We start from the raw sequence: 19,461 nt of genomic DNA, 5'->3' as shown, positions 1-19,461 counted from the left end.
CTCACACCCCCTGTCGATATCCGTGTGTGAACGTTTTATCATACAGCTTCGAGCGATAGTCGCGTTCGATAATTGCAGGGTCTAACGCCCATCCTGCTAAAATGAGGGCGTGTTTTCGGATGCCGTTTGCGCGCATATCCTCGTCCAGCGTGCCGACCGTCGAACGGACAATTTTTTGATCTGGCCATGTCGCTTTATACACAATCACAACAGGGGTATCATCGCTCCATCCCGCATCCCTTAGTGCCTTTGTTACTTTTTTTGTTAATGTAGCGCTTAAAAATAACGCTAATGTGCAACGATGTTTTGCTAAATCTTCCAGTTTTTCTCTATTTGGAACTGGTGTTCGTCCTTCCGCTCGCGTTAAAATAACCGTCTGCGTTAAATCCGGAACGGTTAGCTCCGCTTGAACAGCCGCTGCCGCCGCAAATACCGAACTGACGCCAGGGACGATTTCCACTTCCACCCCTTGCTTTTTGAATAGCGCGATTTGTTCAAGCGTCGCTCCGTAAACAGATGGATCTCCCGTATGAATGCGCACGACTTTTTTTCCTTGCTTAAGCTGTTCTAACATCGCTTCAACCATTTGCTCTAAATGCATTCCTGCCGTATGAAATACTTCCGCTTCCGGCTTTCGATAGCGCTCGATCAGTTCGCCATTGACGAGCGAATCGGTGTAAAAAATTGCGTCCGCTTCCTGAAGCAGTTGCGCGCCTTTCACCGTAATCAAATCCGGAGCCCCCGGGCCCGCGCCAATAATATATAGTTTCACTTTCTCACCACCAATAACGTTAAATATTCCAACTCTACTCCTTCAAGCTGTTCGATATTCCAAATGATTTCTTCCTTTGACGTCACCTTTGTCACCACGGCAGCGTTTTGCAATAAATTTTGTTCTCGAAGAAGACGGATCATCATGCCCATCACTTTCGCCACTTTCAAAAAAACGACACAATCATGGTCTTCAAGCGCTTTTTTCATTGCTTCATAGTCGTCGCGCGCTGGAATAATCGCCACCTGTTCATCCCCGTCAGCAAGCGGGATCTGCAGTCTTGCTGCCGCTGCGTTGACGGAGGAAACTCCCGGAACAATTTCAATCGTGACATTTGGATACCGCTCTTTCATGATTTTCATCAGATGGATGAACGTGCTATATAAAAGTGGATCTCCTTCCGTCACAAACGCGACATCTTTTCCTGCGCTTAGCTGTTCCCAAATCGCTTCTGCCGTCTCATTCCATTTTTCTGTTAACACATCCATATTTTTCGTCATTGGAAAGACGAGACCAATCATCTCTTTTTCCGCTGGAGAAAAATATGCTTCAATAATTTGTTGGGCATAGCTTTTGCTGCCGCGCTGTTTTTTCGGATAGGTAATGACATGCGCTTCTTTCAGGCGGCGAAACGCCTTCACCGTCAACAGCTCCGGGTCGCCCGGACCAACGCCGATGCCATACAATGTTCCGCTCATTCGTCTTCCTCCCTCTTTGCCGTAATGATATAAATCGGATTAAGCGCCGAAAACCGCGTCAGCTCTAAAATCGGCTTACTTCTTGAGATTTGCGCGAGCGTAACGTCTACTTGAAAGCCGCGCTGCTTTAATCCTTCCACCGCCTGCGCCAGCGTTTCAATCGTAACTGCATTCGCAACGATGCGTCCGTTCCGTTTCAAGCGCCGGCAGCAAACATCAAGAAGCGGTCCCATTTCTCCTGATGTTCCGCCAATAAAAATCGCATCCGGATCGGCAAATTTGTCTAAATGCTCAGGTGCTTTGCCGTGTACAAGCGTAATGTCAACGCGGAATTTTTTTAAGTTTTCTTTACAAATTTCGATATCATGGGCATTTTTTTCAATCGCAAACACGGAGCCTTCGCGTGCGATTTTCGCCGCTTCAATCGCGACGGAACCGGTGCATGTGCCGATGTCCCAAACAACGCTCTTAGCATGAAGACGGAGCGCGCTAATGCTTAACACCCGAACCTCCTTTTTCGTAATCAGTCCTTTATCTGGTTTACGCTGCAAAAATTCGTCATCGTCAATTCCTAATGGCCACATCGGACCTTCTTTTGTTTTTTGTAAAATAACCACATTTAATGGAAAAAACTCGGCATCTGCCATCTCTTCTAATTCGAAAAAGCGGCACCGTTCATCTTGACTGCCAAGATTTTCTCCGACAAACGCACGGTATTCGGTCATTCCGTACGAAAGCAAATATTTCGCAATGGCATTAGGAGAATTCGTTTCATCTGTTAATATCGCTACTTTGTCGCATCCGTCAATGCGCTGGGCAAGTCCTTTCATGCTGCGGCCGTGGACGCTGATAAATTTGGCGTCCTGCCATTTTTCTCCCATTTTCGCAAACGCCCATTGAATCGAACTGACTGCTGGATATACTTCGATTGGCAGTTTGCTAGATAAATAGCTACCGATTCCATAAAACATCGGATCACCAGACGCGACAATGACGGTGCGTTTCGTTTCATGGCGAAGCCGCTCGACAAGCTGTGATAGCCCTCCTCGAATCGTGAGCGTTTCGCCTTGATAATCAGGGAAAAAGGCTAAATGACGCTCTCCTCCGACCAATAACTCACTTTCATAAATCCAACGTTCATAAAGGTGCGGGAGGCTCGCTTTCCCATCGGCGCCAATGCCAATTAGTTTAATCGCCTGCATCGTTTCGTACCGCCTTTCCTAATAATTGACCGCCCATTGTGTATAGCGACGTTTCCACGGTCATGCCGCCGCCTACTTCACGTAACGCGGATAAACAACAATGGTCACATAATATTTCAAAAAAGCGCTCATTCCCTGCTTCTTGCATCATCTCGCCAACTTGTGATGCCGTATTGGCTTCGCGAACAGCGGCAACGAGTTCCCGCGAAGCTCCGGCTTGTTCAGCAATGGCTGCTAAAAACGAAAAATCAATGGGGGCGCTTTTCGAATGCACCATCATAATGCCTTGCGCCACTTTAGAAAATTTCCCCATCATCCCAACCATGGAAACGGTTCGGATGCCGAGCCGTTTGCATTGTTTCAGCGTAAAGCCGACAAAATCCCCCATTTCAATAAACGCTTCCTCAGGAAGATGAGGATATTGTCGCATCGCAAATTTTTCGCTTCGTCCTCCCGTCGTGATCACAACATGGTCGCATCCGTTTGCCTTTGCCACTTGAATTGCCTGAATGATGCTTGCGCGGTAGGCGGACGTCGAAAAAGGAATGACAATGCCGCGCGTCCCTAAAATCGAAATGCCGCCGATAATGCCAAGGCGCGCGTTTAACGTTTTTTTGGCGATTTCTTCCCCGTTAGGAACGGAAATAATGACGTTCACTCCACGGGAAATGCCGTATTGTTCCAATACCTCGCGCACTGTTTCGTGAATCATTTTTCGCGGGATTGGATTAATTGCCGCTTCGCCAACCGGCACCGGCAAGCCCGGTTTTGTGACGCGCCCTACCCCTTTTCCGCCATCTAAGTGAATGCCGGGTTGCTCCGCCCATGAGACGGTTGATACAATCGCCGCTCCATGCGTCGCGTCAGGGTCATCCCCGCCATCTTTGATCACCGTTGCTTTCACCGACTCACCATAAATCTCGCACGCTTCGATCGCAAATGTCGCCCATCGTCCGACTGGCAAATAAATGGTTGCCTCCGTTTGTATGATGCCGGTAATAAGCGCCGTTAATGCCGCTTTCGTTGCCGCTGTGGCACACGCCCCTGTCGTATATCCCTCGCGTAACGTTTTTTTCGTTTCCATTCGTTTACCCTCGCTCTGCCAACAGTGAAAGCGCGTTTAGCGCCGCCACTGTAATGGTGCTTCCTCCTTTTCGGCCGATATTTGTAATAAATGGAACATCCAATTTCGCCAATTCCGCTTTTGATTCCGCCGCCGACACAAAACCGACCGGCAGGCCGATCACTAATCCCGGACGTGCTTCTCCTTCTTTAATTAAACGAATTAATTCTAGCAATGCCGTTGGCGCGTTGCCAATGGCAAAAATCCCGCCTTCTGCCTCTTTAGCCGCTTTTCGCATCGCGACAATCGCTCTTGTCGTGTTGAGCCTTTTCGCCTCCGCAATGACATCTTCGTCGGAAATATACACTTTCACTTTGCCGCCAAACTTTTCAATGCGCGCTTTATTTACCCCGACTTGTACCATTTGCACATCAGCGACGACCGTTTTGCCACTGCGTATTGCTTCGATTCCCGCACGGACGGCATCAGGGTGAAACAACAAGCTTTTTCCAAGCTCAAAATCGGCAGAAGCATGAATGACGCGCTGTACAATCGGATATTGTTCTTTCGTAAAATGATGTTCACCAATTTCTTCATCAATGATTTGAAAACTTCTTTCTTCAATTTGTTGCGGTTGGACTGTAATCGGACGAAATTCCGTGCGAAAATCCATGGTAAAACCCCTTTCTTTCATGAATGAATGGATAACGGTACTATTTGTTGTAGTGCCTTAACGACATCGGAAAACTGGGAATACACCGTGCCATACTGAATTGATGGACGGCGGATGACAATCGTCTCAATCCCTAGCTCCTGTGCGGCAGCGATTTTTTCATCGACAAACCCAACTTTTCCGCTTTCTTTCGTAATGAGCAACGTAACGCCAAAATGTTGGAAAAGCGCCTTATCGAGTTCTTTCGTAAACGGACCTTGCATCGCAACGATATTTTCTTGCGGAAACTTGAGCTCCTCACATTTCTCCATATTGTCTTTGCGCGGCAGCATGCGCGCAATCACGCGCGTATTCGGAAGCCCTAACAGCTTTTTTGCGAAAATGGATAACGTTTTGCTTCCGGTCGTTAGCATAATGACGCCTTGTTTTTTCGCAGCGAGCTCAGCTGCTTCTTCATAACTGTCAACAAACGTGACACGCTCATAAGCAACGTGAGCCGCTTGCCGCTCGTAACGGATATACGGAACCCCCGCCTCTGCGGTAGCTTGCATCGCGTTTTTCGATGCTTCTTCGGCAAACGGATGGCTCGCGTCCACCACTGCTTTCGCTTTCTTTACACGGATCAACTCCGCCAATTGTTCCGACGTCAGCCGTCCAAGGTGCACCGCTAAGCCGGAAGCACGCAACTGATCCGCCGCATGTTCTGTAACAACCGTCGCTAACACATCATAGCCCGCTTGTTGGATACAAAGCGCCAGCTTTCGGGCATCGCTCGTTCCCGCTAATACAATAATCATGCATGTTCCTCCTTAATGATGATGGTGATGATGCTCCGCAGCATGAAGCCGGTATTGACACATATCACAGTTCATCATAACCGCCTTGCCAAGCGCTTCTTCTAATCTGTCAAGCACAATCGTTTTTAGCTTCGGATGAAATCCAAAGTAGCCTGCTAGCGCAAAATCGACTTGCGGATACTGAAAACGAAATTGTTTTACTTTTTCTCCAAGACGCTTGATAAGCACGCCGGTAAACAAAAAGTATGGCAAAACCACCACTTTCCGCGCCCCTAGCTTCACGCACCGTTCCACTCCATCTTCTAACGATGGCGTCGTTACTCCCATAAATGCTGGTTCTACAAGGAAATAGTTCGTTTGTTCCCAAAATAAACGGGAAATTTTATATAAATCGCTGTTCGCATCCGGATCGCTTCCCCCGCGACCAAGCAACACTACCGCTGTTTCCGGATCAGGGCTTTCTATATTTTCACCGATTTCTTGTAATCTCGTTTTTAAGATCGAAAACGTTTGCTCATGAATGCCAATTGGTCGGCCATAGATGAAAGCTACATGCGGATAATGCTTCTTTGCTTCATCGATCTCCGCTGGAATATGCAGCTTCGAATGGCCCGCTGCCAGCAAAATAATCGGAATAACGATAATCTCGCGAGCCCCGGCATCGACACAACGGTCAATCCCTTCGCGAATCGTTGGCAGTCCAAATTCTAAAAAACTCGTTTCGACATGTAAGGATGCCGCAATGTGCGGTTTTAGCTGCTCAACAAACTGCCGGACTTGGTCGTTTCCTTCCGGGTCACGGCTACCGTGCCCTACAAATAATACTGCTTTCATTCATTTTCTTCCCCCTTATTCACCACAAGCAGGCACTTCGATTTTTGCCTCTTGCTTCGCTTCTTGATACACAAACCCGCCGACTTGTTTCACTCGCTTAAAAAACTTATGAAACCGTTCGTTCGGATGCGCGCGTTCCTTATATTCTTGAATAATGCGGGTGACAACGGACACAATCTCGCCAGGCGGAATTCCTTCAGCGACAAGTTGCCCAGGGTGTGCGTTTCTTCCGACCGTTTTTCCTCCTAAAAATAAGTCAAATGCTCCTTTCCGATAGACGATTCCGATATCTTCCCGCACCGCTCCGTAACATGCCATGCCGCATCCGTTTACACCAAGCTTCAATTCTTTCGGAAGCGCAATTCCGCCAAGCTGATCGTATAACTCTTCCGCGTATGGAATCGCGTCTTTTTTCTCCCCGTCGCAAAAATCGCAAGCTTTCACCGTCAGTACATCACCAACAGGGGCAACGTCAAGCCCCGCTTCTTTCAGTCTAGCGATGATACGGTCTGGATCAGAAGCAGGCACTTCCAGCTTCAAATAATGATCCGGGGTATACATCATCGTTCCGTCTTCACCGACGATGTCAGCTAGTACCATCATCTGTTTTGGCGTAAAATTTTTGTTCGCTACTCCCGGGCTAACCGCGATTTCGAAAATCGCCGGCGCAAACGTCGTGGTGTCTTGGTGGCCAATCGCCAATGTTTGCAACGCTTCTTCTGCCATTTCTCTTACCGGTTCTCGTTTCGTTTGATCAAGCGCCCACGGTTCCGCTTCTTTGCGAAGCCGTTCATGTGGTTTCAGCGGCTGTTCGGAGGCGCTTAATGTATATTTTCGTTGGTATCCGCGTGGTGTGATCATCAGCCCGTCGTATACAAACGTTGAAGAATTGCCGATAATGACAGTCGTTAACATTCCGATATCGTAATCGAGCATATGCGCTAAATCCGTCAATACGATATGTTGCCGCGCGCGATAAGCGCTTTTCACTAATCCGACCGGAGTATTTGGCGAGCGATAACGCAAAAGAATACGCTGCGCTTCGACAATTTGACGCGTGCGTCGTCCGCTTTTCGGATTATATAGAGCGATGACAAAATCGGCAGCGGCCGCCGCTTCAATGCGCTTTTCAATAAGCGCCCACGGCGTTAGGTGATCGCTTAAGCTAATGGTGCACGCATCATGCATAATCGGCGCACCTAAAAGAGCGGCACACGAGTTAATGGCAGAAATGCCTGGGATGACTTCCACCTCGATATCGCTTTCTCGCGTCCAGCCTTTTTCAATGAGCACCTCATACACAAGCCCTGCCATTCCGTACACGCCCGCGTCCCCGCTTGAAATGACGGCGACCGTTTTTCCGCGTTCCGCCCATTTCACCGCCTCTTGAGCGCGGCTTACTTCTTCCGTCATTCCAGTACTAATCACTTGTTTATTGCCAATTAAATCCGCAACTAGGTCAATGTATGTTTTATAACCGATAATAATATCGCTTTCTTCAATCGCTTCCCGCGCTCGCTTTGTCATATGTTCCTTGCTGCCTGGGCCAAATCCGACAATCAGCAATTTTCCTTTCATTGTCTCACCTCAATTTCCATCTTCCTTGTCCATGTTAACTGGGCTCATTTGTCGAAAAAACTTGAACACTATATCACTTTTTCACTAATATAGAGGCTTGTATGCTCATTCATTCTCATCCATTGTTTCATTTCTTCCACATTCCGCGGGATGCGCATCTCGTGTGGAAACAACGTTTTCCATACAGAAGCAAGCAGCGGAACACCAAGATGCCATTTTTGCAATTGATGCTGCCTAGCAAATACGTCTTGCGGTGATCCTTGCATGACAATTTGTCCGTCATGCATGACAAACACGATATCTGCCCACTCTAAGACAAAATCAAAATCATGAGTAGCGATCAAAACTGTCGTGCCAGCTCGATGAATATCGTTGATCTTCTCGACAAACCTCTCGATTTGCAGGCGGTCTAAATATGCCGTCGGCTCATCGAGCACTAATAATTTCGGATTCATCACCATTACGGCGGCAAGCGTCAGCCATTTTTTTTGACCGAGACTTAAATGATGAACGGGCTTGTCCAACCATGAACGTAATCCAAACTCGTCCAGCGCTTTTTCCATGAGCTCGTCCATCTCACTTTTTTTCATTCCTAAATGGTGCAGGCCAAACGCCAGTTCATCACGTACCAATGGCGCCACAAGCTGGTGTTCCGGATTTTGAAAAACGATGCCGACCTCTTTCCGCCATTTTTGCAAGGTTGGACGCCGATAATCCATCTTCTCTCCATTCCAATAGATGTCGCCAGAGTCGGGCCGCAACAGCCCGTTCGCATGTAAAAATAACGTTGTCTTGCCGCATCCATTATGACCGATGAGTGCGCATTTTTTTCCACTGGGAACATGAAGGCTTAATCCTTTCAACACACATGGTCCATTCGGATACGTATAATATACTTCATCCATTTTCAGCATCTTCTGCCGCCCTCCTATCATCCAAGCCATAGAAGCAAACTTATGCCGATGGCTGCTTCCCACAGATAACGTTTGTTTTTTTCGTTGTATGTTTCCATATGAACATAGACAATTTCATTGGAAACTCCGCGCGCCCATAAAGCAAGGCGCAACGCTTCATAGGAATGCCATATTTTCTGAAAAAGCTGGAACACCAACATCCCGCCATGCCGCCAATGATTTCCTCCATTTCTTGCTTTCATTGCTACGTATAGCTCTTCTGCTGCTTTCTCGAAAACAAATACAAACCGATACATAAAAAACAACAACTCAATGATAATGGATGGTACTTTCATTCGTTTGAGCACATACAATATCTCTGGAAACGGGGTAGTCACCAAGAGGAAAAATAAGCAAGACCATGCCGCGACCGAACGAGAGAGCAAAGACATTGCGATGAAAATTTGCGAACGATCAATAGAAACATGAAAAGAACTGTCAATGGAAACAAGCAAAGCTGGAAAACTGACCATCAGAAACAATGCCACGACTCCGAGTGTTTTGGCGTAAACTTTCCACGAAACACGCGCATACCCGATAATCCATGCGGCAAGCCAAATCGTCATCATTATTTGCATTTTCCAACTACCTATCATGGCCATCATTAATAATATGAACGCAAATATCACTTTTTGTTCGGGACGTATTGTCCGCAGGCGGTTATTGTAAGCAATGGTGTCAAACTGCCGGATCATTTTGTTTCCTCTTTTCGGTTCGCCCGGCCTTTATAGACACCGATAATGTAGCCAATAATTCCGGCACCGATTGCCGCCTGCACAGAAAACAGCAACGTTTCCACCTCTCCGCCTGGCGGCTCAAATATGGTTTCCATCCAAGGTTGATAATGAGGAGCGAGCTTCTGAATCATTTTTTCCGCCTGGCCATCCGTGCCGCCAAAATCAGAGTGATGAATGAACAATAACGGCGCTACTACCAGTAAAACAGCAATAGCAAGAAGAAAAAGACTTCTCTTCATATTACACTCCCCTCTCTAACTGGTTTAGTTCCTGGCTGCTGTAAGTGGATAAGAAATTCCAAACGACGACCGTAAGCAGCCCTTCTGTAATCGCCAGTGGTATTTGCGTAACAGCAAAAATGCCGGCAAATTTGGCAAACGAAGCGAAAACCCCACCTGTCGCATCCGGGAACGCCAGCGCTAATTGCAATGAGGTGACAACATATGTGGCCAAATCAGAGAAAAATGCAGCGAAAAAAATCGTCCAGCGCCTCGGTATATTCCACTTTTTCCCGAAACGATAAATACCGTACGCCACAATCGGGCCAATGACCGCCATGGACACGGCATTCGCCCCTAATGTCGTCAATCCACCATGTGCCAGCAATAACGCTTGAAACAGCAATACGATGCTGCCCATCACCACCATCGTCCATGGACCAAACAGCACCGCACCGAGCCCCACCCCCGTTGGATGTGAGCTGCTCCCAGTAACGGATGGAATTTTTAAGGCGGACAGCACAAACGTAAATGCCCCCGACAGCGCAATGAGCAGCTTTAGTTCCGGATGCTCGCGTGTAATCCGAATTAGTGAACGCATACCGATGATAAAAAACGGCAAAAACACTAGCCACCAAAAAATCACCCATCCAACTGGCAAAAATCCTTCCATAATATGCATCGCAAATGCCGATGTGCTGCCGGTAAACGTAAAATAGACGACTAAACCGCAAAGGAAAAGGGCGACTTTCCATTTTTTCATGCTTTCGTTCCTCCCGTTGCTTTACATAATTTCGAGATTCCTAGAGGGGCGTTTGATTGTTTTGACATCATCAATCCTTGCTTCTCTTCATAACGGTACGTTATCGTTTCTTCCAACCATTCCCCATCTCGCAAATGCCTTCGCACAAGCTCCCTTGCTTTTTCCGGCGTCACACCGTTGTACCATACGCCTTCAGGGTAAACGATGACTACACACGCGTCTTGGCAACGGCCATTGCAGCGAGTCCGCGTCGTATGTACAATGCCATCTAACTCCAGCATCGCGATTTCTTCGCGGATGGCAAGCGTTACTTCTTCTCCCCCTTTACGCATGCAGCTGCCTCCATTGCAAATCAGCACATGATGTTTCATTCCGATTAAGTTCCATGTTGTCATGTTGAGTCTCTCCTTTTTTGCAAAATAAAAAGCACCTCTATACGCAGAGGTGCAGAAAAATGCATACAAATATAGCAAAAAAAGTATACCATTCTCCCGCACGTCTACCTATAATCCCGTAGGTATCCGTCCGAACAAATAAGGCAAGTCTCCTGACTTAGGATCATCGCTTTATTGCGCCTTCCCGAAGTTTCCTTCAGTGACATGATGCAACAAAGCTCCCCATCACAGTGGCGGGTACCGTGACGGATTTTCACCGTACTTCCCTTTTAAGCCTATTCTCTAATGAGAAAGGCACCTTATTTGTTTGGCATATAATGTCGATTTTTCAAAGAACATTTCTGTTATTCATAGTAGTACAAATTTTCAAACATCGTCAACCACTTTTTTCAATAAGTCCGTTTTCGCCAATACAATCCCGTCTTGATCAGCGTACACATAGGCGCCTGGCTCCCAACGAACGCCGCCAAATTCGAGCGCAACGTCCCGTTTTCCCTTTCCTTCTTTTTTGCTTTTCACCGGGCAAGTGCCAATCGCCATCACCCCAAGCGGCATATTGGCGATTTCTGCGGAATCGCGAATGCATCCGTGAATAATCACCCCGGCAAGCCCGCGCTCACAAGCGATCTGGGCAAGACGGTCTCCGAGCAGCGCGCAATTTCGCGAACCTTTTCCGTCTACGACCAATACGGTGCCCGCTGGAACAGTTTCGAGCGCCTCACGAACGAGCACATTATCTTCAAATACATCGACCGTCGCGATCGGTCCGGAAAATTCCGCTTTGCCGCCGTAAGATTGCATCGGCAGCTGGCATACTTGCAATTCGCTCAAAAATTCATCGCATAAATCAGCTGTTTTCATCACAATCTCCTCCTTGCCATGTCTTATATTTGACATCCTTTGTCAAAACTCCTTCTTTTTCAACAAAAAAACAGGCAAGCGACATTGCTTGCCTGTTAGAGACTGGGCTAGCTGGATTCGAACCAGCGCATCACGGAGTCAAAGTCCGTTGCCTTACCGCTTGGCTATAGCCCAATATTATCATGTTCTTGCCAAACTGTTTATGAGATGATTTGTACATTTGTAGTATATCCAGAAGTTTTTGTCTCTATGTATAAAAACATCTAATTTTCATCCGCTTTTTCTTCTCCGTTTTTACTCATTTCAGTATGGGCAAAATCCTTTTTTCAAATTGTTTATCCATGGTTATCCCTTCTTTTGTTTACGTAATATAATTACTGTTACTCAAAAAAATTTCCCTTACAAGTGTAATCGTACAATTTTTAGATCTATTCGTAAATATGCTAATTGCCATTTTCTAGTGATGAAAAAAATAATCTCCCCCTCAACATGAGAAAGGAGATTATTTTTTCGGAAACGAAAACACTATTTTTTTCTCCTTTTCATCCCACATTAACGCTGCATCAAACGTTTTCTCTCCTTTTTTAAACCCTTTGATGACGTTCGTTTTCCCATGCTGCAAAAGCTTTTTTACATTGGCTTGCGAAATCGTTTTGCCAAGAATTCTTTTTGAAATCGTAAATGAGCATTTCGTCTTGGCATAATTGGCGCAGCCATAAAACTCGCCTTTGTCAATGACCATTCCGCCGCATAATTTGCATGTGCCAACTGGTTTTCCTAACGTCGCTTTCGATGTGGTGCGCTGAATTGATGCCGTATCGAATCCGGCAAAGTTCCAGTGCTGCGACGAGGCAAGCGCATCTTCGACGATTTTTTTCGATAATTTTTTTACTTGCTCCATAAAATGGGCCGCTGACGCCTTCCCTTCGCCGATTTCGCTTAGACGCTGCTCCCATTTCGCTGTCATTTCCGGAGAGGCTAAAATTTTTTCGCCAATCGCTTCGATGAGCACTTTCGCTTTATCGGTCGCATATACTTGATTTTTCTTTACTTCGATATAATTTCGCTCTTTCAGCGTCGTAATGATGGCGGCGCGCGTCGCTTCCGTGCCAAGACCTTCCGTTTTGGCAAGCACTTTTTCCAATTCTTCGTTATCTAAAAATTTCCCTGCCGTTTTCATCAGCGTAATCAGCTGACCTTCCGTATACCGCTTTGGCGGCTGGGTCTTTCCTTCTTTTATACGGACGTCCAGCACATCGCCTTGTTCGCCTTCACGGAGCGAGGGAAGAATCGCTTCCTCGCCCTCTTCCCGCTGGCTGATGACTTTCCGCCATCCTTCCTGGATTTGCTGCTTTCCTTTCGAAATAAACCGGGCGCGCCCATCAACAAGCGTGATAACGGTCGTATAGTCAAACACCGCCGCTTCGTAATGAGCGGCAATGAGACGCCGCACGACCAAATCGTAAATTTTCCGCTCATCCGCCGATAACTTCGCCGGATCGGCCACTTGCTCCGTCGGGATGATGGCATAGTGGTCGGTCACCTTTTTTTCATTGACATAACGTTTATTATGTAAAATGGACGTGTTCGGCAATGGAAAAAACGGTTGATACTCCGGAAACGCCCGCAATTTTTGCAAAATGTCCGGAAATGTTTCCGCTTCGCCTTTGGTCACATAGTTCGAATCAGAACGCGGATACGACACGATTCCTTTTTGATACAATTTCTGCAAAATATCGAGCGTCTTTTTTGGGGAAAATTGGTACATCTTATTGGCCGCTGCCTGCAAGGAGGACAAGTTGAATAACAACGGCGGATGAAACGTTTTTCTTTCCGTTTGAACCTCTTTTACTTCGGCCGGCTTGTTTCGGCAAAACTGCGCGATTTTTTGCGCCAGCAGCTCCTCCTTGATACGCGTTTCCCCTTTTTCGTCCACCCATTTCCCTTCGTATTGCTTGCCGTCAATGTGAAACTTCGCCATCACTTCCCAAAACGGTTCGGGACGAAACTGCTCGATTTCCTTTTCCCGTTTCACGATGAACGCGAGTGTCGGCGTTTGCACTCTTCCTACAGAAAAGACATCATTCATCCCTTTTTGCTTTAGCAAAATGCTGTAAACACGAGAAGCGTTCATCCCGACAAGCCAATCGGCACAGGCGCGCGCGTACGCTTCTTCATATAAATTTCTTGTTTCGGCTTCATCTAACAGCTGGCGGAATCCTTCGTAAATCGCTTTTGGAGTTAACGACGAAAGCCAAAGCCGCTTCATCGGCTTTTTCACACCGCTCATTTGAATAATATTGCGGACGATCAGTTCCCCTTCTCTTCCGGCGTCACCGGCATGGATAATTTCCGTCACTTCCGGTTTGCGAAGCAGTTCTTTCACAATCGCAAACTGTTTTGCTTTCGCTTTTTCCACTTCATATTGAAAACGCTCCGGAATGATCGGCAGCGCCTCGAGCTTCCATTGTTTCCATTCCGGACGATACCGTTCGGGCGGAACGAGCTGGAGAAGATGCCCGATCGCCCATGTCATATACGCTCCTTTCGGAAACAATTCATTTGGAAAAATTTCAATATATCCTTGATGTTTTTTCGTCTGAAAAATCGACGCCAATGTGGCGCCTTGATCTGGTTTTTCGGCGATAATCACTTTCATGATGAATTACTCCTTGTTGTTCGTTGTGGATTACGGCACTTCATGTCCCATCGAGCTTTGCAAAATGTCAAACCACTGCTCGCGGCGAAGCGGCAGCATAAGTGCGCGCACCGTCAGCATGGTCAAACGTCGTAATTCCTTGTTCGAGGCAAAATTCAATAAGATCAAGTATCTGTTCTTTGGAATAATTCCACTCCGCTAGTCTCCATGATCCGTGAATAATGCGGAGAAGGTTAAATCTTCTGCTAAACGTATTCTCTCCACAAAGTCCCCTCCTCTTCTTTATCGTACACATATACATTCCACATCGTTTCCGCCACTCCTTTCCTTGTATCGAGTAATCTTTTCGTTTTTGCGCATACTACGTAACAACGGAAAAAACAGGAAAGGAAGAGGCCGATGATGAAAAAACGATCGTATGTATGGTTGATTGTCATACTGCTGCTTATTCCGCTTCGAACGGATGCGGAAGAAACAAAAATCAATGCAAAATACCAATGGAATCTAGCCGACATTTACGTGTCGGAAGCCAATTTCAAACGCGACTATCAAGCAGTCGCCGATGCGTTGCCGAAACTGTCCTCCTATGAAGGCAAGCTTGCACGCGCTTCCAACGTCGCCAAACTATTTGCCCTTAATGAAAGGATAGCACGAAAGCTCGAAAAATTGTCCCTTTATGCTCACTTAAAACAAGATCTTAACATTGAAGACAAGACGGCCGCTCATCTAAAAGCGCAAGTGGAAACACTGATTTCCGACTATGCGGCAAAAACGGCGTTTATCGAGCCGGAACTGCTGTCGCTTTCCGAACGGACGCTTGCCAAGCTGCAAAAAAGCAAGCCGCTTAAGCCATACCGCTATTATTTTGAAGAATTGCGCGAACGGAAAAAGCATACTCTTTCCAAAAGAGAGGAACAGCTGCTCGCCAAGCTTTCTCCCATCATGAGTGATCCGGAAAACATTTATAACAATGCCGCGCGCGGCGATTATGACCCGCCTTCTGTGCGCACACCGGACGGAAAAACGGTTTCGTTGACGGATGAAAACTATACAAAAGCGCTTGAACATCCGGATCGCAACTATCGCAAGCGGGCGTTTCAAACGCGTTTTCAAAGCTATGAAACGATCGAAAACACATCCGCCGCCACGTTATACGCATCTGTGAAAGCGGACGAACTGTACGCGAAAGCGCGAAAATACAAATCTGGGCTCGATGCGGCACTATCGGCCGATGATGTGCCAAAACAAGTGTTTACCAATCTCATTTCTACCGTCAATACTCACTTGCCGTCACTGCATCGCTATGTCGAACTGCGCAAAAAGGCGCTCGGCGTCGACCGTGTCCACACTTACGATATGTCTGTGCCGCTCGTTGAAGAGACCATCGCGAAAAAAATGAAGTTTCCGTTCGAAACGGCGCAATCGCTCATCCTTGAAGGGCTGAAACCGCTCGGAGACGACTACATCCAAAACGTGCGGCGCGCTTTCGAACAGCGCTGGATTGACGTCTATCCGCGCCCAAAAAAATATACGGGCGGCTATAATACGGGGGCGTACGACACCCATCCGTTTATTTTGCTCAACTACGACGGGTCGCTCGATGGCTTGCTGACGACCGCCCACGAAATCGGGCACGCGATGAATTCCGTCTATACAAACAAAACGCAGCCATACCATTATTCCAGACAATCGATTTTTACCGCGGAAGTCGCTTCCACCGCCAACGAATGGCTGATGATGGATTATTTCTTAAAGCAAGCAAAAACGGACGAAGAAAAGCTGTATTTGCTCAACCAGCAAATCGATCAAATTCGCGGCACATTATATACGCAAGTAATGTATTCCGAATTCGAACAAGCGATTCATGACAAAGTGCGGCAAGGCGGGAGCTTAACCGCAGCCGAACTGAACGAGCTTTGGCTTCGCCTGTTGAAAAAATATTACGGCCCTGCCTACGCCGCCGATCCGGAAGCTGCGCGCGGCTGGCTGCGCATTCCGCATTTTTATGATGCGTTTTACGTATACAAATACGCAACCTCGCTCGCCGCTTCCTTTGAGCTTGTCAAGCAAATGAAAGCGGATGAAACCGGAGAGGCGACTAAACGCTATCTGCAGTTTTTGCGCTCTGGAACATCCGACGACCCGATCCGCCTTTTACAAAAAGCGGGAGTGGATATGACATCACCGAAGCCGCTCGAGAACCTGCTTTCTTATTTCGATTCGCTCGTCCGCGAAATGGAACAGCTGTTGAAAAAACAAGGAAGACTGTAACCGGAAATAAGTCTGGCTCCAAAAGGTTACTTTCCAAGCCTTTTCGAGCCAGCGCTTTTTGATCCAATCGACAAACAACATTTATTTTACTTTAATGCGGAAAACATAGCTGCCGTCTCCTTGTTTCCTTTGGCCATAGCTGCTCAAACTATTAAGATTACCAAAAAGACAAAAAATACCGATTCATCCCCCACCTACGCTTCGCTTAGAGTTGAGGGTCTTCTCGGCAAAAAAGATAAACCGAAAAAAGCCACCGCGTATAGTCTTGCGGTGACCTTTCATCATGCCTATCGAAAATTAATGCTCCGTATCTCCCATCTTTTCAATCTTCTCTTTCACTTTCCGAATTTTCTCCATTTTGTTATCCCAACATGCTTGGCTTAAATCGACGGGATATTGCTCGGGATTCATCGTCCGCTTGTATTCGTCCCAAAGCAATTTTAAATTTTCTTTCGTGAATTGTTGAATTTCTTTTAGCGGAGGAGAAGTATATACGAGTTTTCCATCTTGGAAAATGGTATGATGCAAATCTCGCGCTTCAAAATTTGTCACAAATTTACTAATAAATGTATAAACAGGATGGAACATTTTCAGCCGTTCCTCTTTTTGCGGATTTTCGCTTTCAAGCGCAATATAGTCTCCTTCCGCTTTTTTGTTGATTTTATTAATAATGCGGTACACCCGTTTCAACCCGGGAGTTGTCACCTTTTCCGGGTTGCCGCTGATTTTAATTGTATCGACCATATTCCCGTTTTCATCCTCAATAGCGACTAATTTGTAGACAGCTCCTAAAGCTGGCTGATCGTAAGCGGTAATTAATTTCGTGCCGATTCCCCATACATCGATTTTCGCCCCTTGGGATTTTAAATTAAGAATCGTTTCCTCATCTAAGTCGCTCGAAGCAAAAATTTTCGCATCTTTAAACCCGGCTTCATCTAACATTTTTCGTGCTTCTTTTGATAAATACGCTAAATCGCCGCTATCGATGCGTATGCCAATAAAATTAATTTGATCGCCTAGTTCTTTGGCCACTCTAATAGCATTTGGCACGCCTGATTTTAATGTGTCATACGTATCTACGAGAAACACGCAATCTTTATGGCGGCGCGCATATTTATGGAATGCGACATATTCGTCTTGATATGCCTGAACCAACGCATGAGCGTGCGTGCCAACAACCGGGATGCCGAAAAGTTTTCCTGCACGCACATTGGAAGTCGCTTCAAAACCGCCAATGTAAGCGGCGCGCGCTCCCCACAGTGCAGCGTCCATTTCGTGCGCCCGGCGGCTGCCGAACTCCATCGCCATTTGATCGCCAAGAATTTGTTTAATGCGGGAAGCTTTCGTCGCAATTAATGTTTGGAAGTTGATAATGTTTAAAATCGCTGTTTCGATTAATTGCGCTTCAATTAATGGAGCTTCGACGCGAAGAATCGGTTCATTGCCAAAGACTAGCTCCCCTTCTCTCATCGAGCGCAACGTGCCTGTAAAACGAACGGTTTTCAAATATTCCAAAAAATCGTCCCGATACCCTAATTCCGAGCGCAAATAGTCAATATCGCTTTCTGTAAACCGGAAATTTTGCAAATATTGAATAACCCTTTCTAAGCCCGCGAACACCGCGTATCCGTTTCCAAAAGGAAGTTTTCGAAAAAACACTTCAAATACGGCTTTGCGCTGATGAATACCGTCTTCCCAGTACGTTTCTGCCATGTTGATTTGATACAAATCCGTATGAAGAGTAAAACTATCATCTGTATATTTTTGATGCATTGCATTACCTCCAAAAACTAGTCAGTTTTAATCCGCTTGTCCAACACCAACACTTATTTTATTCCACTACTTCCGCGCCTAACGATTGTTTGAAGTGATCGAGCGCCCATTCGTGCCCGACAGGATTGAAGCTCGCAACCGCTTTTTTATGTACGACGATGCGAAATCCTTTGTTATACGCGTCGACCGCTGTATGAAGCACGCATATGTCGGTGCAGCAGCCTACCAAATGAACTTCTGTAATTCCTCGTTCCCTCAGTTTAATTTCTAAATCCGTGCCCGCAAATGCGCTATATCTCGTTTTATCCATCCAATATACGTTATCTTTATGCTTATTCGCCTGATAAACCGCTTCCAACTCTCCATATAACTTCCGGCCTTCTGTGCCTTCGATATTATGCGGCGGAAACAGTTTCGCTTCTGGATGATACGTGTCGCCGGCTTTGTGGAGATCAACCGCAAATACGACATAATCGCCATTTTCGATAAACTCTTTCGTAATCCGCACAAGCTCTGATTCGATTTGCTGCCCCGGCTTTCCGCAAGTAAGCGCGCCGTGATCGGCAATGAAATCAATCGTATAATCGATGTTTATCAATGCTTTTTTCATACGCAGCTCCCCCATTATCCGAATTTTCACGTGTGAATAATGCGCAAGATTATGCTCTGAGACGCGGCATATGTTGGCGCAGAGACACTTTCTTTAGCAGTATATCATTCTTAGTGTCGAATAAACACGATTTAAATTTGCAACTAATACAAGTACAATTATATATCAATATTCTTAGAAAAATCGATATTTCTGCCTTGAGTTCACGAGTTTAGGGATTTTTTTTTGAACAAATCGCTTTGTTATGATGAAGTTTGTTTATCTTTCACTAAGTTCAGATCATTTCCCCTCTCATTTCATCAAGGAGTGTCTGTGCAATGTCAATATGACGACGGATGCGTAGCGTTGTTTCAGAAAATGGACAGAAATAAAAGTAGGCCCGAAACAATATGCTAATTTACACCCTCTTATAAACACGCTTTATTTTGCACAGCGATTAGTCTTAAAATAAAAAAACTTGAAAGGCTTGTAGCCAATCAAGGTAATTAAGGTTTATCACTCACTTTTTTTCGTATACGGTAGTGAACTACCTCCACTTAATTTTCTAGCGAAAATTTGAAGTGGGGGCTTCCAAAGAAGTTTGACTGCTTCAAGCAATCCTTAT

General features: G+C 46.2%; 18 protein-coding genes, 1 tRNA gene, 1 pseudogene and 1 riboswitch. Of the genes and pseudogenes, 1 reads left to right on the top strand and 19 read right to left on the bottom strand.

The window, feature by feature from the left end:
- Window position 1 precedes the first annotated feature (1 nt).
- The 17 genes and pseudogenes from cobM to DCC82_RS18105 all read right to left on the bottom strand — a co-directional run.
- Window positions 2–772 (bottom strand): precorrin-4 C(11)-methyltransferase, encoded by a 771-nt coding sequence (cobM, locus tag DCC82_RS09460; RefSeq protein ID WP_015863813.1) that lies wholly within the window; start codon window positions 770–772, stop codon window positions 2–4.
- A complete protein-coding gene (gene cobI, locus DCC82_RS09455) occupies window positions 769–1,470 on the bottom strand; it encodes a precorrin-2 C(20)-methyltransferase (protein WP_015863812.1) in 702 nt (233 codons plus the stop codon). The genes cobM and cobI overlap by 4 nt, the downstream gene beginning before the upstream one ends.
- Window positions 1,467–2,672: a bifunctional cobalt-precorrin-7 (C(5))-methyltransferase/cobalt-precorrin-6B (C(15))-methyltransferase gene (locus DCC82_RS09450; protein ID WP_015863811.1), complete on the bottom strand. Its 1,206-nt coding sequence runs from the start codon at window positions 2,670–2,672 to the stop codon at window positions 1,467–1,469. The genes cobI and DCC82_RS09450 overlap by 4 nt, the downstream gene beginning before the upstream one ends.
- Window positions 2,659–3,756 (bottom strand): cobalt-precorrin-5B (C(1))-methyltransferase, encoded by a 1,098-nt coding sequence (locus DCC82_RS09445; protein WP_097354468.1) that lies wholly within the window; start codon window positions 3,754–3,756, stop codon window positions 2,659–2,661. The genes DCC82_RS09450 and DCC82_RS09445 overlap by 14 nt, the downstream gene beginning before the upstream one ends.
- A gap of 4 nt (window positions 3,757–3,760) precedes the next feature.
- Entirely contained in the window at window positions 3,761–4,408 is a 648-nt protein-coding gene (locus tag DCC82_RS09440) for a precorrin-8X methylmutase (RefSeq protein ID WP_062678673.1), read from the bottom strand.
- A 17-nt stretch (window positions 4,409–4,425) separates the two neighbouring features.
- A complete protein-coding gene (cobK, locus tag DCC82_RS09435) occupies window positions 4,426–5,205 on the bottom strand; it encodes a precorrin-6A reductase (protein ID WP_015863808.1) in 780 nt (259 codons plus the stop codon).
- A gap of 12 nt (window positions 5,206–5,217) precedes the next feature.
- A complete protein-coding gene (locus DCC82_RS09430) occupies window positions 5,218–6,039 on the bottom strand; it encodes a sirohydrochlorin chelatase (RefSeq protein ID WP_097354467.1) in 822 nt (273 codons plus the stop codon).
- 15 nt (window positions 6,040–6,054) lie between these two features.
- The gene (gene cobJ / locus DCC82_RS09425; RefSeq protein WP_097354466.1) at window positions 6,055–7,617 is read right to left on the bottom strand and encodes a precorrin-3B C(17)-methyltransferase; all 1,563 of its coding nucleotides are present in this window, start codon (window positions 7,615–7,617) and stop codon (window positions 6,055–6,057) included.
- Between the two features lie 68 nt (window positions 7,618–7,685).
- The gene (locus DCC82_RS09420; RefSeq protein WP_097354465.1) at window positions 7,686–8,531 is read right to left on the bottom strand and encodes an energy-coupling factor ABC transporter ATP-binding protein; all 846 of its coding nucleotides are present in this window, start codon (window positions 8,529–8,531) and stop codon (window positions 7,686–7,688) included.
- A gap of 17 nt (window positions 8,532–8,548) precedes the next feature.
- Complete coding sequence (gene cbiQ / locus DCC82_RS09415) at window positions 8,549–9,265, bottom strand: cobalt ECF transporter T component CbiQ (protein WP_097354464.1); 717 nt, start codon at window positions 9,263–9,265, stop codon at window positions 8,549–8,551.
- Window positions 9,262–9,546 (bottom strand): energy-coupling factor ABC transporter substrate-binding protein, encoded by a 285-nt coding sequence (locus DCC82_RS09410; RefSeq protein ID WP_097354463.1) that lies wholly within the window; start codon window positions 9,544–9,546, stop codon window positions 9,262–9,264. The genes cbiQ and DCC82_RS09410 overlap by 4 nt, the downstream gene beginning before the upstream one ends.
- A gap of 1 nt (window position 9,547) precedes the next feature.
- The gene (locus tag DCC82_RS09405) at window positions 9,548–10,288 is read right to left on the bottom strand and encodes an energy-coupling factor ABC transporter permease (RefSeq protein ID WP_015863802.1); all 741 of its coding nucleotides are present in this window, start codon (window positions 10,286–10,288) and stop codon (window positions 9,548–9,550) included.
- A complete protein-coding gene (locus tag DCC82_RS09400; RefSeq protein WP_015863801.1) occupies window positions 10,285–10,683 on the bottom strand; it encodes a (2Fe-2S) ferredoxin domain-containing protein in 399 nt (132 codons plus the stop codon). Before DCC82_RS09400 ends, DCC82_RS09405 begins: the two co-directional genes overlap by 4 nt.
- Window positions 10,684–10,808: 125 nt before the next feature.
- Window positions 10,809–11,000, bottom strand: a riboswitch (cobalamin riboswitch).
- Between the two features lie 49 nt (window positions 11,001–11,049).
- On the bottom strand, window positions 11,050–11,544 hold the full coding sequence (gene rraA, locus DCC82_RS09395) for a ribonuclease E activity regulator RraA (RefSeq protein WP_097354462.1): 495 nt from the start codon (window positions 11,542–11,544) through the stop codon (window positions 11,050–11,052).
- Window positions 11,545–11,646: 102 nt separating this feature from the next.
- Window positions 11,647–11,718 (bottom strand) — tRNA-Gln (locus tag DCC82_RS09390).
- Window positions 11,719–12,046: 328 nt separating this feature from the next.
- On the bottom strand, window positions 12,047–14,203 hold the full coding sequence (locus DCC82_RS09385) for a DNA topoisomerase III (protein ID WP_097354461.1): 2,157 nt from the start codon (window positions 14,201–14,203) through the stop codon (window positions 12,047–12,049).
- 112 nt (window positions 14,204–14,315) lie between these two features.
- Window positions 14,316–14,467, bottom strand: a pseudogene (locus DCC82_RS18105) (aldo/keto reductase); the annotation flags it as partial.
- A 135-nt stretch (window positions 14,468–14,602) separates the two neighbouring features.
- On the opposite strand from DCC82_RS18105, the gene pepF reads away from it, so the two are divergent.
- The gene (gene pepF / locus DCC82_RS09375; protein ID WP_083767436.1) at window positions 14,603–16,474 is read left to right on the top strand and encodes an oligoendopeptidase F; all 1,872 of its coding nucleotides are present in this window, start codon (window positions 14,603–14,605) and stop codon (window positions 16,472–16,474) included.
- 297 nt (window positions 16,475–16,771) lie between these two features.
- Here the strand turns inward: pepF and DCC82_RS09370 are convergent, their stop codons facing one another.
- The gene (locus DCC82_RS09370) at window positions 16,772–18,247 is read right to left on the bottom strand and encodes a nicotinate phosphoribosyltransferase (protein ID WP_097354460.1); all 1,476 of its coding nucleotides are present in this window, start codon (window positions 18,245–18,247) and stop codon (window positions 16,772–16,774) included.
- 58 nt (window positions 18,248–18,305) lie between these two features.
- The gene (locus DCC82_RS09365) at window positions 18,306–18,857 is read right to left on the bottom strand and encodes a cysteine hydrolase family protein (RefSeq protein ID WP_062678424.1); all 552 of its coding nucleotides are present in this window, start codon (window positions 18,855–18,857) and stop codon (window positions 18,306–18,308) included.
- Between the last annotated feature and the right edge of the window lie 604 nt (window positions 18,858–19,461).

Source organism: Geobacillus sp. LYN3 (genome assembly GCF_003064505.1).
GTDB lineage: Bacteria > Bacillota > Bacilli > Bacillales > Anoxybacillaceae > Parageobacillus_B > Parageobacillus_B toebii.
The sequence above is the reverse complement of the archived record's forward strand: the minus strand, read 5'-3'. Positions and strand labels throughout refer to the sequence as shown.